Origin of the sequence: Rhizobium acidisoli (assembly GCF_002531755.2) — a bacterium.
Lineage (GTDB): Bacteria > Pseudomonadota > Alphaproteobacteria > Rhizobiales > Rhizobiaceae > Rhizobium > Rhizobium acidisoli.
In genome coordinates this window covers 3514364-3527895 of sequence record NZ_CP034998.1, presented here as the reverse complement: position 1 = coordinate 3527895, position 13532 = coordinate 3514364, and the positions used below count along the sequence as shown (strand labels likewise).

General features: G+C 61.5%; 8 protein-coding genes. All 8 read right to left on the bottom strand.

The genetic code is table 11. The features are described 5' to 3' along the window. Window positions 1-41: 41 nt before the first annotated feature. Window positions 42-2021, bottom strand: coding sequence for a glycogen debranching protein GlgX (gene glgX / locus CO657_RS17245; protein WP_054184209.1), 1980 nt, complete (start codon window positions 2019-2021; stop codon window positions 42-44). 12 nt (window positions 2022-2033) lie between these two features. Beyond that, the gene (locus CO657_RS17240) at window positions 2034-3665 is read right to left on the bottom strand and encodes an alpha-D-glucose phosphate-specific phosphoglucomutase (RefSeq protein ID WP_003585862.1); all 1632 of its coding nucleotides are present in this window, start codon (window positions 3663-3665) and stop codon (window positions 2034-2036) included. A 6-nt stretch (window positions 3666-3671) separates the two neighbouring features. Continuing rightward, window positions 3672-5114: a glycogen synthase GlgA gene (gene glgA, locus CO657_RS17235; RefSeq protein ID WP_012558950.1), complete on the bottom strand. Its 1443-nt coding sequence runs from the start codon at window positions 5112-5114 to the stop codon at window positions 3672-3674. Window positions 5115-5117: 3 nt separating this feature from the next. Further along, on the bottom strand, window positions 5118-6380 hold the full coding sequence (gene glgC / locus CO657_RS17230) for a glucose-1-phosphate adenylyltransferase (RefSeq protein ID WP_003585857.1): 1263 nt from the start codon (window positions 6378-6380) through the stop codon (window positions 5118-5120). Window positions 6381-6399: 19 nt separating this feature from the next. Then, window positions 6400-8607: a 1,4-alpha-glucan branching protein GlgB gene (gene glgB / locus CO657_RS17225; RefSeq protein ID WP_054184210.1), complete on the bottom strand. Its 2208-nt coding sequence runs from the start codon at window positions 8605-8607 to the stop codon at window positions 6400-6402. Further along, on the bottom strand, window positions 8604-11066 hold the full coding sequence (locus tag CO657_RS17220; RefSeq protein ID WP_054184211.1) for a glycogen/starch/alpha-glucan phosphorylase: 2463 nt from the start codon (window positions 11064-11066) through the stop codon (window positions 8604-8606). The genes glgB and CO657_RS17220 overlap by 4 nt, the downstream gene beginning before the upstream one ends. Before the next feature lie 274 nt (window positions 11067-11340). Then, entirely contained in the window at window positions 11341-12543 is a 1203-nt protein-coding gene (locus CO657_RS17215; protein ID WP_082366309.1) for a vWA domain-containing protein, read from the bottom strand. A gap of 110 nt (window positions 12544-12653) precedes the next feature. Next, window positions 12654-13532: a transglutaminase family protein gene (locus CO657_RS17210; protein WP_054184225.1), complete on the bottom strand. Its 879-nt coding sequence runs from the start codon at window positions 13530-13532 to the stop codon at window positions 12654-12656.

Below are 13532 nucleotides of genomic sequence, written 5' to 3'. Positions count from 1 at the left end.
TGACGATTGCGACAAGGATTTGCGCAAGCGAGGGGAGGCGGTCACTTTTCTACGAAAAAGGCGACGGAGCGTGGCTCGACGGTGACGCGGGCGGCGGTTTTCCTGGCTCCATCCGGTGTCAATTGACGCCAGCCCGGTTCGATTTCGGACGGGAGCGTGAAAAACTGGCGGTCGCCCGAACGGTTGAAGAGCACGGCAAGCCGGGTCTGCCTGCCGCGCGCGGAGCGGTCACCTGTGGAAAGCAGCATGCCGAGGGTGGAAAGCGACGGTGTCTCCCATTCGGAAACGGTCATCGGCTCGCCGGAGAGCGAAATCCATTCGACATCGCCGTTGCCCGCCAGGAAGCCTGTTTCGGAAAAGACCGTGAAGCGGCGGCGCAGCCCGGCGACGAAGGCTGTATGGGCGATGAGATCCTCGTTCAGCGCCTTCCAGTCCAGCCAGGTGATCTCATTGTCCTGGCAATAGGCGTTGTTGTTGCCATGCTGACTGCGGCCGCCCTCGTCGCCCGCGGTCAGCATGATGCTGCCGCGGGTGGCAAAGAGTGTCGATATCAGCGCCATCACATCCTCACGGCGACGCTTGCGGATCGAGGGATAGACCGTCTCCCCCTCGACGCCGTTGTTCCAGGAGTGGTTCTCGTTATGGCCGTCACGATTGTGCTCGCCATTGGCGTCATTGTGCTTGCCGGCATAGGAGACGAGATCGGTCAGCGTGAAACCGTCATGGGCAGCGAGGAAATTGACGCTGCGCGTCTCTTTGCCGTCGTTGCGGGAGAAGATGTCGGAGGAGCCGGCGAGTGCGGTGGCGAGCGCCCCGGTCTTCCAATCGTCGCCGCGCCAGTAGCAGCGCAGATCGTCACGAAGCCGGTCGTTCCATTCGAGGAAAGACGGCGGGAAATTGCCGAGCTGATAACCGCCCGGGCCGATATCCCAAGGTTCGGCAATCATGATCCGGTCGGCAAGCACATTATCGGCGAGGATCGCGGCAAGCGTTCCGCCGTCGCGCTCGAAGCCCGTCTCGGTGCGGCCGAGCACCGGGGCGAGATCGAAGCGAAAACCGTCGATGCCTGAATTGAGCACGAAATGGCGCAGGCTGTCGATGACGAGACGGCGCACCTCGGGATGATCGCAGGCGAGCGTGTTGCCGGTGCCGGTGTCGTTGACAAGTTCGCCCGGCATATTCCGGGCGTGGCGATAATAATGCAGGTTGTCGAGGCCGCGCAGCGACAGCGTCGTCCCGTAACGGTCGCTCTCGCCGGTATGATTGAAGACAAGATCGAGGATGACGGCGATGCCTTCGGCATGGAGGGCGGCGACCGTCTGGCGCAGCTCCGCCATGCCGCCCGGCGCCAGCCGCGGATCGAGCGCCATGAAGGCGACCGGATTGTAGCCCCAGCCGTTGGTGAGGCCGAGCGGCGGCAGGTGGCGCTCGTCGATCCAGGCGGTGATCGGCATCAGTTCGACGGCGTCGACACCGATGCGCTTCAGATGCGCGATGACGGAGGGATGGGCAAGGGCGGCGATCGTGCCGCGCTGAGCCTCCGGCACGTCGGGATGGAGGATGGTGAAGGGCCGGACAGCCACTTCGTAAATGAAGCCGCCCGGCTGGAAGAGCGGCTTGCCGATTTCGGCATGCGTGTCGGTGGTGACGATCGCCTTCGGCATCAGATCCTGGCTGTCCTCGCCATAGATGCCGAGGCGGGGATCGTAGCGGAACGGCCTATCGATCTCCTTGGCGTAGGGATCGATCAGCAGTTTGGAGGGATCATACCAGAGGCCGTTGTCAGGGGCGTAGATGCCGTCGGCGCGATAGCCGTAGCGGGCGCCGGCCTTCAGACCGTCGACAAACAGACGGTGGACGTGATTGCTGTCGCGTGCCATCGGCAGGCGCGCGAATTCCCTGTTGCCGTCATCCTCGAAGAGGCAGAGTTCGATCTGTGCGGCGTGATGCGACCACACGGCAAATTCGACGCCGGTCTCGAAGACGATCGCGCCGCTTTGCGCCGAACTCTCTCCCCGCATGTTCCCCCCGGATCAGGTGATCACGGTTGGCGCGTCGCGTCCCGTGCGTTCACGAATGCTGGCAATGCTTTCGGCGGCGGCGATCAGATCGGCGAGCGCTTCCTGCGTTTCGATATTGTGGCGAGTCGAATCCGGCTCGTAGCGCTCGATATAGACACGCAAGGTTGCGCCAGACGTGCCGGTGCCGGACAGGCGGAAGACGACGCGGGAGCCGCCCGCAAAGAGCACGCGGACACCCTGATGCTCGCTCACCGATTTGTCGATCGGGTCATGATAGGCGAAGTCGTCGGCCTTTTCGACCTTCAGGCTGCCGAAGCTCTTGCCGGGCAGGGTGGAAAGCTGGCTGCGGAGATTGTCGACCAGGCCGTTCGCCGCATCGGTGTCGAGGCCTTCATAGTCATGGCGCGAATAATAGTTGCGGCCATAGGTCTGCCAGTGCTGGGTGACGATATCGGCAACGCTTTCGCCGCGCACGGCAAGGATGTTCAGCCAGAGCAGCACCGCCCAGAGGCCGTCCTTTTCGCGGACGTGACTGGAGCCGGTGCCGGAGCTTTCCTCACCGCAGATCGTCGCCATGCCGGCGTCGAGTAGATTGCCGAAGAATTTCCAGCCGGTCGGCGTTTCGTACATGCCGATGCCGCGCTTTTCGGCGACGCGGTCGGCGGCACCCGATGTCGGCATCGAGCGGGCGATGCCGGCCAGGCCGCCGGAATAACCGGGAGCAAGATTGGCGTTGGCGGCAAGGATTGCCAGGCTGTCGGAAGGGGTGACGAAAATGCCGCGGCCGATGATCAGATTGCGGTCGCCGTCGCCGTCGGAAGCAGCACCGAAATCGGGCGCGTCATCGCCCATCATCTCATCGAAGAGTTCCTTGCAGTGAACCGGATTCGGGTCCGGGTGATGACCGCCGAAATCCGGCAGCGGCATGAAATTGCGCACCGAACCCAGGGGAGCGCCGAGGCGATTTTCGAAGATTTCCTTGGCATATGGGCCGGTGACGGCGCTCATCCCGTCGAAGGCAATGCGGAAGCCGAGGCTGATCAGGTTGCGGATGGCGCCGAAATCGAACAGCTCTTCCATCAGCGCGGCATAGTCCTCGACCGGGTCGATGACCGAGAGGATCATGCCGCCCGGCAGTTCGTCCTTGCCGATGCGGTCGAGATTGACGTCGGCGAAATCGGCGATCTTGTAGCTGTCGATCGTCTTCGAGCGCGCATACATCGCGTCGGTGATCTTTTCCGGCGCCGGGCCGCCATTGTTGATGTTGTATTTGATGCCGAAGTCTTCGGTCGGGCCGCCGGGATTGTGGCTGGCGGAGAGAATGATGCCGCCGAAAGCCTTGTACTTGCGGATGATGTGGGATGCGGCCGGCGTCGACAGGATGCCGCCCTTGCCGACCATGACCTTGCCGAAGCCGTTGGCGGCGGCCATCTTGATCGCCTTCTGGATGACTTCGCGATTGTAGTAGCGTCCGTCGCCGCCGATGACGAGGCACTTGCCCTGATAGCCTTCCAGCGAATCGAAGATCGACTGGATGAAGTTCTCGGCATAATTCGGCTGCTGGAAGACCGGAACCTTCTTGCGCAGACCCGACGTGCCGGGTTTCTGGTCCAGATAGGGCGTGGTGGGTACGGACTTGTTCATTTTAGTTCACATGCCTTTCGAGACGAGGCTTGAATAGAGGGCAGCGTAGCGTTCGGCGCTCTTCTCCCAGGAGACATCCGATTTCATGCCTTGCTTTTGCAATTGGGTCCAGAGTTTTCGGTCCGCGTAAAAATGCATCGCACGGCGGATTGCCTGTAGCATGCCCGTTTCCGTCACGGGTGAGAATTGTATGCCGGTTGCCACTTTCGCCGCAAGTGCGGCGTGATTGGCGTCGATCACCGTGTCGTTCAGCCCGCCGGTGCGGGCGACGATCGGCACGCAGCCGTAACGCAGGCCGTAAAGCTGGGTCAGGCCGCAGGGTTCGAAACGCGACGGGATGATGATGGCATCGCAGCCGGCCTGCATCAGGTGCGACATCGGCTCGTTATAGCCGATCGACACGCCGATGCGGCCGGGATGGCGGCTGGCGGAGGCAAGCAATGCGCCTTCAAGTGCGGCTTCGCCGGAGCCGAGCACGACGAGCTTGCCGCCCATGGCGACGATTTCGTCGGCGATGTTGGCGACGATATCCATGCCCTTCTGCCAGGTGAGTCGGCTGATGACGCAGAAGATCGGGGCGTCGTCATTGTCGAGATGGAAGAATTCGGCGATCGAACGGCGGTTCTCCTCGCGGTTCTTCAGGGTCGTCGGGCCATAATGGGTGTGGACGACGGGATCGGTTGCCGGGTTCCAGATATCAGTGTCGATGCCGTTGACGATGCCGTGCAGATTGTCGATGTGGCTGGCGATGACGCCCTCGAGCCCCATGCCGAATTCCGGGGTCAGGATCTCGTCGGCATAGGTCGGGCTGACCGTGGTGATCGCGTGGGCGGTCTGCAGGCCGCCCTTGAGGTAGCCGACCGTGCCGTAATATTCGATGCTGTCGGTGGCGAAGGCATGGGCGGGCAGGCGCAGGCCGGGAAAGATCTCGGGGCCGAACTGGCCTTGGAAAGCGATGTTGTGGATGGTCAGCACGCTCGGCAGTTCCGGCGTCGGATAGTAGCGCATATAGACCGAGGTCAGCGCCGCCTGCCAGTCGTGGGTGTGGACGAGATCCGGCCGCCAGCCGGGCAGCAGGCCGGCGGCGATCTCGGAGGCGGCGAGCGACAGCGCGGCGAAACGCCGCCAATTATCGGGATAGTCCTTGCCGAGCGGATCGACATAGGGGCCGCCCGGCCTGTCGTAATAGGCCGGCGCATCGAGGATGAGCAGATCGAGGCCCTCATGCTGGACCTCAAGCACAGCAGCCGGCTCGCCGAGCAGGTCAGGGAATTCGAGCCTGACGACGGGGTCGCGAATGACCTTCATGACGGCGGGATAGCCGGGCAGAAGGGTCTTGGTTTCGACCCCGAAGGCTTTAAGAGCAATGGGCAGGGCGCCTGACACATCGGCCAGGCCCCCTGTCTTGATCAAAGGGAAGACTTCGGACGAAACCGAAAGAACTTTCATAAGTCAGATATCCAGCTTGTCGATCATCGGTTGGGTGATCAGGCAGATGCCGCTTTCCGTCCGCCGGAAGCGCTTGGCGTCGAGTTTGGGATCCTCGCCGACAACAAGGCCTTCCGGAATGACGACACCATGGTCGATCACCACATTCTTGAGCTGCGCCCGCCGGCCGATCTTGACGTTCGGCAGGATGACCGCGCCTTCCAGTTTGGAGAAGGAGTTGGCCCTGACGCCGGTAAAGAGCAGGCTGTTGTTGAGGCTGGCGCCGGAGATGATGCAATCGCCGGAAACAACGGAGGAGGTGGCCGAGCCGCGGCGATCCTCGTCGTCATGGACGAATTTCGCCGGCGGGGTGATCTCCGCATAGGTCCAGATCGGCCAGGACTTGTCATAGATATCGAGCTCCGGAACGATCGCCGTCAGGTCGATATTGGCCTGCCAATAGGCATCGATCGTGCCGACGTCACGCCAGTAGGGCTCGTGCTCGAAATCGGAGCGGACGCAGGACTTGGCGAAGCGGTGGGCGACCGCCTTACCGTTCTTGACGATATAGGGGATGATGTCCTTGCCGAAGTCGCGGCTGGAGTTCGGGTCGGCAGCGTCGCGGCGCAGCGCATCGAGCAGGAACTTGGTGTGGAAGACGTAGATGCCCATCGAGGCGAGCGCGAAATCCGGCTTGTCGGGAATGGGCGGCGGATCGGCCGGCTTCTCGACGAAGGCGATGATCTCGTCCTTCTCGTTCACATGCATGACGCCGAAGCCCACCGCTTCCATGCGCGGCACTTCCAGGCAGCCGATGGTGACGTCGGCGCCGGAATCGACGTGCTGCTGCAGCATCCACTCATAGTCCATCTTGTAGACGTGGTCGCCGGCGAGAATGACCATGTATTCGACACCGTAATCCTCGATGATGTCGATGTTCTGATAGACGGCGTCGGCGGTGCCTTCATACCACTGCGTTTCCGAGACGCGCTGGCTGGCCGGCAGGATGTCGAAGCTCTCGTTGCGCTCAGGGCGGAAGAAGTTCCAGCCGCGCTGCATGTGGCGGATCAGCGAATGCGCCTTGTATTGCGTGGCAACGCCGATGCGGCGGATGCCGGAGTTCAGGGCGTTCGACAGGGCGAAATCGATGATGCGGGCCTTGCCGCCGAAATAGACGGCAGGCTTGGCACGCCGGTCGGTGAGTTCCTTGAGGCGGCTCCCCCTGCCGCCGGCCAGAACATAAGCCATTGCATCGCGGGCAAGTGGCTGAACACGCTTTTCTACCATTTTCTCCTCCCACCAGTCACTAATTTTCAGGTTCAAGCATGATTGTCGCCAAGGGCGGCAAGGTGATCGAGCAGGTGATGTCGCCGCCGGCATCGACGGCCTGCACGCGCCCGCCATTGCCCTTGCCGCTGCCGCCGTAGATGTCGGCATCGGTGTTCAGGATTTCCCGCCAGCGGCCTGCGGACGGCAGGCGGATCGTATAGTTCTCGCGATAGACGGGGGTGAAATTGGTGATGACGGCGACCGGCTTCTGGCCCGGCGCCTTGCGCAGCCAGGCAAAGACGGAATTCTGGTGGTCGTCGGCGACCAGCCATTCAAAACCTTCGCCCTCGCAGTCACGCTCGTGCAGCGCCGGCTTGCTGCGATAGGTGAAGTTGAGGTCGCGCACCAGGCGCCGTATGCCCTCATGCATGCGATACTGAAGCAAGTTCCAGTCGAGCGATTTCGCCTCGCTCCACTCGCTCCACTGGGCGAATTCCTGGCCCATGAACAACAGCTTCTTGCCGGGATAGCCCCACATATAGGCGTAGTAGGCGCGCAGATTGGCAAATTTCTGCCAGTCGTCGCCGGGCATCTTGGCGATCAGCGAGCCTTTGCCATGGACGACCTCGTCATGCGAGAGCGGCAGGACGAAATTTTCCGAATAGGCGTAGAGCAGGCCGAAGGTGAGTTCGTTGTGATGGTGTCCGCGGTATATCGGATCGCGGCTCATGTAGCTCAGCGTGTCGTGCATGAAGCCCATGTTCCACTTGAAGCCGAAGCCGAGGCCACCTTCATGCACGGGCTGGGAGACCTTCGGCCAGGAGGTCGATTCCTCGGCGATCGTCATGACGTTGGAATGATTGCCGTAGATGCGGGTGTTGAGATCCTGCAGGAAGCGGACGGCTTCGAGGTTCTCGTTGCCGCCATATTCGTTCGGGATCCATTCGCCGTGCTTGCGGGAATAATCGAGGTAGAGCATCGAGGCGACGGCGTCGACGCGCAAACCGTCGAGATGGAATTTCTCGGCCCAGTAAAGCGCGTTGTTGACGAGGTAGGAAACGACCTCGGTCCGGCCGAAATTATAGATCGCCGTGCTCCAGTCGGGGTGGAAGCCCTTGCGCGGATCTTCATGCTCGTAGAGCGCCGTGCCGTCGAACCAGCCGAGGCCGTGTTCGTCGGTCGGGAAATGCGCCGGTACCCAGTCGAGGATGACGCCGATGCCGACCTTGTGGCAGCCGTTGACGAAACGGGCGAAACCTTCCGGCTCGCCGAACCGGGCGGTCGGTGCGTAGAGGCCTGTCGTCTGGTAGCCCCAGGAGGGGTCATAGGGGTATTCGGTGATCGGCAGGAACTCGATATGGGTGAAGCCCATGTCGGCGCAATAGGGGATGAGGCTGGAGGCGAGCTCGTCCCAGGACAGCATCGTGCCATCGTCCCGGCGCCGCCATGAGGCGGCATGCACCTCGTAGATCGAGATCGGCTGGCGGCGTTTGTCGGCTTCGCGCCAGTGCTTCAGATGGGCTTCGTCTTCCCACTCCTGTTCCAGATCGGCGGCGGCGATCGAGGCGGTTTTTGGCCGGAGCTCGCTGCGGCGGGCGAAGGGATCGGCCTTCAGCGGCAGCAGCACGCCATCCTGACCGCGGATCTCGAATTTGTAGGCAACGCCGATCGGCACGTCAGGGGCAAAGATCTCCCAGATGCCGCTATCGGAGCGGAAGCGCATGACGTGGCGGCGTCCGTCCCAATTGTTGAAATCGCCGACCACGGAAACGCGCTGCGCATTCGGGGCCCAGACGGCGAAGTGGATGCCCTGGGCGCCGTCATGCTTGATGAGGTGGGCGCCCATCTTGTCGAACAGGCGCAGATGCGAGCCCTGGCGGGCGAAATAATCGTCCATCGGCCCGAGCACCGGACCGAAGCTGTAGGGGTCGGTGACGGCCCATTCCGCATCGCCTCGCCGGGCGCGGTAACGCACCGGCTGGAGCTTGGTCAGGGAAACCGGGCCGGCGAAAAAGCCGTCGCCATGGAGTTGCTTCAGTTCGCCGATGACGCTGCCGTCGAGCGTCATGGTGGTGACTTCCTCCGCGCCCGGGATGAAACAGCGGGCGACGAAGGCGTCGCCTGCCTGGTGCACCCCTAGGACGGCAAAGGGATTGGAATGCGAGCCGGCAAGGATCGCCGCGATTTCATCTGCCGAAATTTCCCAGGAAAGCTTTACTTCAGGGACGTTTTTCGGCGTTTTCATCCGGCTCTCCAGATTTCGTCTGCATATTGCCTGATCGTGCGGTCGGACGAGAACCAGCCCATCCGCGCCGTGTTGTTGATCGTCTTGGTGTACCAGTCGGACTGATTGGTCCAGATCTGATCGACTTCGCGCTGGGCCTGGGCGTAGGCGTCGAAGTCGGCCGCGACCATGAACCAGTCGTGCGAATAGATGCCGTCGATCAGCGAGGTGTAACGGTTGCGGTCATCGGGCGAAAAGACGCCGGAGCCGATGGCGGCGAGCGCCTGGGCGAGTTCGCGCGATCCCTCGATGATGGCGCGGGGATTGTGGCCATCGCTGCGGACCTTGGAGACCTCGTCGGCCTTGAGGCCGAAGATGACGATGTTGTCTTCGCCGACATTGTCGCGCATCTCGACATTGGCGCCGTCAAGCGTGCCGATGGTCAGCGCACCGTTGAGGCCGAACTTCATGTTGCCGGTACCGGATGCTTCCATGCCGGCGGTCGAGATCTGTTCGGAGAGGTCGGCGGCGGGCACCATGACTTCGGCGAGCGAGACATTGTAATTCGGCACGAAGACGACCTTCAGCAGGCCGCGCACCGATGGATCATTGTTGATCGTGCGGGCGACGTCGTTGATCAGTTTGATGATCAGTTTGGCGTTGTAGTAACTCGGCGCCGCCTTGCCGGCGAACAGTTTGACGCGCGGCACCCAGTCGAGCTCGGGATGCGAGCGGATCTGGTCGTAGAGTGCGACGGCCTCGATGATGTTCAAAAGCTGGCGCTTGTATTCGTGAATGCGCTTGATCTGGATGTCGAACATCGCCGACGGATCGAGCTTCACGCCCATGCGGCTGGCGACCAGGTTGGAGAGCGCCACCTTGTTGGCGCGTTTCACCGCTGCGAACTTCTGCTGGAAGCTCGGATCGGAAGCATACGCCTCGAGCGGGCGCAGTTTCTCGGCGTCGTCGAGGAATTCGTCGCCGATCGCCTCGCGGATCAGGCCGGTGAGACCGGGATTGCACTGCTGCAGCCAGCGGCGCGGCGTGATGCCGTTGGTCTTGTTGTTGATGCGGTCGGGATAGAGCTTGTGCAGGTCGGCAAAGACCGTGACCTTCATCAGGTCGGTGTGCAGGGCGGAAACACCGTTGATCGAATGCGAGCCAACGAAAGCAAGGTTGCCCATGCGCACGCGGCGGTCGCCGCTTTCATCGATCAGCGAAATCGAGCGGATTTCCCCATCGGAGAAATTCTTGCCCTTGCGCGCGTCGATCAGAATCTTGGCGTTGATCGCATAGATGATCTGCATGTGGCGCGGCAGCAGACGCTCGAACAGCGGTACCGCCCAGCTTTCCAGTGCTTCCGGCAGAAGCGTGTGGTTGGTGTAGGAGAAAGTATGGCGGGTGATTTCCCAGGCCTGGTCGAAATCCATCCCGTGGACGTCGCAGAGCAGACGCACCAGTTCGGCCACCGAGACGGCTGGATGGGTGTCGTTCAGCTGGATCGCCACCTTGTCCGGCAGCGAGGTGAAATCGTCATATTGCTGCAGATGGCGGCGCAGGATGTCCTGCAGCGAGGCCGACGAGAAGAAGAACTCCTGGCGCAGGCGCAGTTCCTGGCCGGCCGGGGTCGCGTCGGCGGGATAGAGAACCCGGGTCAGGCTTTCGGCCTTGTTGCTTTCGCGCAACGCTCCGATGTGGTCGCCGGCGTTGAAAGCATCGAGCAGGATCGGATCGATCGGCTGCGCCGACCAGAGGCGCAGGGTGTTGACGCGCTTGCCGCGCCAGCCGACGGCCGGCGTGTCGAAGGCGGCGGCGATGACGCGCTCGGCCGGTTTCCAAACGTAGCGCGGTTGGTCGTCATGGGTTGTGATGAATTCGACGGCGCCGCCGAAGCCGATTTCATAGGCGCTCTCGCGGCGCTCGAACTCCCAGGGATTGCCGTGGGCGAGCCAGTTTTCCGGCAGCTCCACCTGCCAGCCGTCGGCCAGCTGCTGGCGGAAGAGGCCGTGCACATAGCGGATGCCGTAGCCATAGGCGGGCACGTCGACCGTCGCCATGCTTTCCATGAAACAGGCCGCCAGGCGGCCAAGGCCGCCATTGCCGAGGGCGGCATCCGGCTCCAGGCCGGCGATGACGTTGACGTCGACGCCGAGCGAGGTGAGTGCATCGCGCACCTCCTCCATCAGGCCGAGATTCGAGACGGCATCGCGCATCAGGCGGCCGATCAGGAATTCGAGGGAAAGATAATAGACGCGCTTGGCGCCGGTCGCATAAACCTCGCGGGTAGAGGCCATCCATCTGTCGATGATGCGGTCGCGCACCACCAGGATCGTCGCCGTCAGCCAGTCATGCGGCTTTGCCACCTTGGCATCCTTGCCGATGCGGTAGGTCAGGCGTTCGATAATTTCTTCGGCGAGAATTTCCGGCTTTGAGCTGCGCGGGGCGGGGGAGGGAATAACTGGCTTGGAAACGGTATTCATGGTCAGATCTCGCCAATTTTAATTTGGTTTCAGGCTATTAAGCCTGATCTAATCGATTTGTCGCTTGTCTCAGCGACAGTTTATGCATCGTTAGGAAGCACTTGCAACAAGGGATTTGGACAAACGAAAAATTTGCGAAACCTTCATATTCACCGGGCTCAAGGGGGTTGATTTCAATCGCTTTTCCCGATCAGATGGGTGGGATAGCGATAACGAAAAGCCGCGCCGGTTTGTTCCGGCGCGGCTTTTCGTTTGCACACCTTGTTGTGGGACTTCAGTTGGTCAGCAGCGTCGCGGCCTTGGTTGCCGTTTGGGCGATGCTTTCGAAGTCGGCCACCAATTTCTCCATGGTTTCAGCTTCATAGTAGTTGCCGCCCGGCGAGGCGCAGTATTGGAGAAGACTCTTGCCTTTGTCCGGCGCCATGAAAGCCACGGTGAAAAGGGTAATTCCGTCTGTCTTGGCGGCATCGCATTTGTCGCGGACGCTTTGATCCTTGTCCTTGTTCCAAGTGCTGCTGTTGCTGGTCATTTCGCCATCGGTCATGAGTATAATGAACCTGTCGACCTTGGAATTGCCCTTTTTTTGATGTGCGACGCTTTCAGCGTCGGTGCTGTTCGCGTTCTTTTTGATCGTGTCGTCAGCCAGTTGCATCGGTTCAGTGGCGTCTGTGCCGCCGTCTGGCGAGAGCGTTGTTACGTAGTCGCGGGATTTGGTTGTTCCCCAGTCCATAGCGCTAACGCTGGTGACCTTGTTGGTCCAATCACGCAATAGTCCGTTACTGTACGAGATGACGCCTGTGCGTACGAGGGTATGTTGCGGATCGGCCTTATCGAGCGCATCGAAGAGTGACGCAGATGCCTGTTTCAGCGCGTCGATCTTGACGACGTAGGTTTTGCAGGTGGTGCCATTCTTTTTGTATTGGGCGCATGTATTGGTGTCGTAGCCCATGGACCCCGACTGGTCGAGGACAAGTTCCATCGATAGCGCGCTCCGTGTCTGGCTGGTGCCGCTCGTGGTCGAACTGGTTGTGGAGATGTCAATCGTAGAGTGGCCTAAAAGATTCATGAATGGTGTCAGGCCAAGGCGATATGAGGTCGCGACTGTGACGCTGTAGCTCTTGCTGGTCGAGGAGGTGGACGTGGTGATGTCCACATTCGTGGCGTTCCTGATTGCGCTGGCTGATGCCGTGCCGGCATAATTTGCCATTTGTCCGACGACAAAATCCTTCGCCAAGGTCTTTGCGGCCGCCTCGTCGGCGACCTTGCCGCTCGCAAGTGCGGTCGCCGCCGCGAGTGCTGCAGAATCCGTTGATTCCTGGAGTTGGCGCTGTGACAGCGCCATATTCGAATAATCGATCGCCAAGCCGGCGGCGCCGAGAAGGACGGGCGCCATAATCGCCGTCACTATGCCGAAATTACCGCCTCGATCGCTCAACATGCGACGCAGGCAGGGATGCAAAAAGGAGGTGCTCATCATGTTCACCCGAAATAGACCCTGTGGGTGACATTACGCACGCTGCTTCTTTACGCCTGCCTTACAGCGTCAATAGAATTTTAACGAACCGGCGGATTTTTCCAGTTTTGGGATTATTTCAGCGGGATCACATCGACCGCCTGGACGGCGCGCTGGCCGCCATAGCTCTTCAATACGCCGATGACGGGAACGACGTCGGAATAGTCGCGGCCGTAGGCAACGACGATGTGGTCGGTGCCGGCGGGTATGTTGTTGGTCGGGTCGAGTTCGATCCAGCCGGTCGTCTCGCCGCACCAGATCCGCACCCAGGCATGCATGGCATCCGCCCCTTCGAGGCGTTCCTTGCCGGGCGGCGGGATGGTGCGCAGGAAACCCGAGACATAGCCGGCCGGAATGCCGAGGCTTCGGAGCGCCAGGATCATGATGTGGGTGAAATCCTGGCAGACGCCGCACTTAAGCTTGAATGCCTCAAGCGGCGTCGTGTCCACCGTCGTCGCGTCGGCGTCGTAGGTGAAATCCTTGTAGATGCGGGCACAGATCGCGTAGGCGATCTGCATCGCCGTCAGATCAGGCATGGCGCAGCTTCGGGCAAAGTCGCTGATCCCGCGCGCCTGGGTCAGGCGCGGGCTGTCGCCGAGAAAGTGGTGCGGCGAATCCGGCGCCAGCGACCAGACGCCTGACAACTCCTCCGGCAGGTCGGCGAGCAGCGGCGAAAAATCGGCGGCGATCGGCTGGCTTTCCACCTGCACGCGGGCCTGCATGCGAATGTCGAGCGTCTCGTGCGGCGCGCGCAGCATGAAGGCGGTGGCGGGATGATCGAAGAAATCGACGAAATGCGACTGCTCGTCCGGCGTCGGCGAAATGGTGATCGAGCCGGCGACCAGGCGCTGCCGGTTGGTCAGCGACAGCGGCATCAGGCGCATGATGTGGCGGGCGCCGGAGGCCGGCACGTCGTAGCTGTAACCCATGCGCAGCGAAAGATCGTAAAGCAT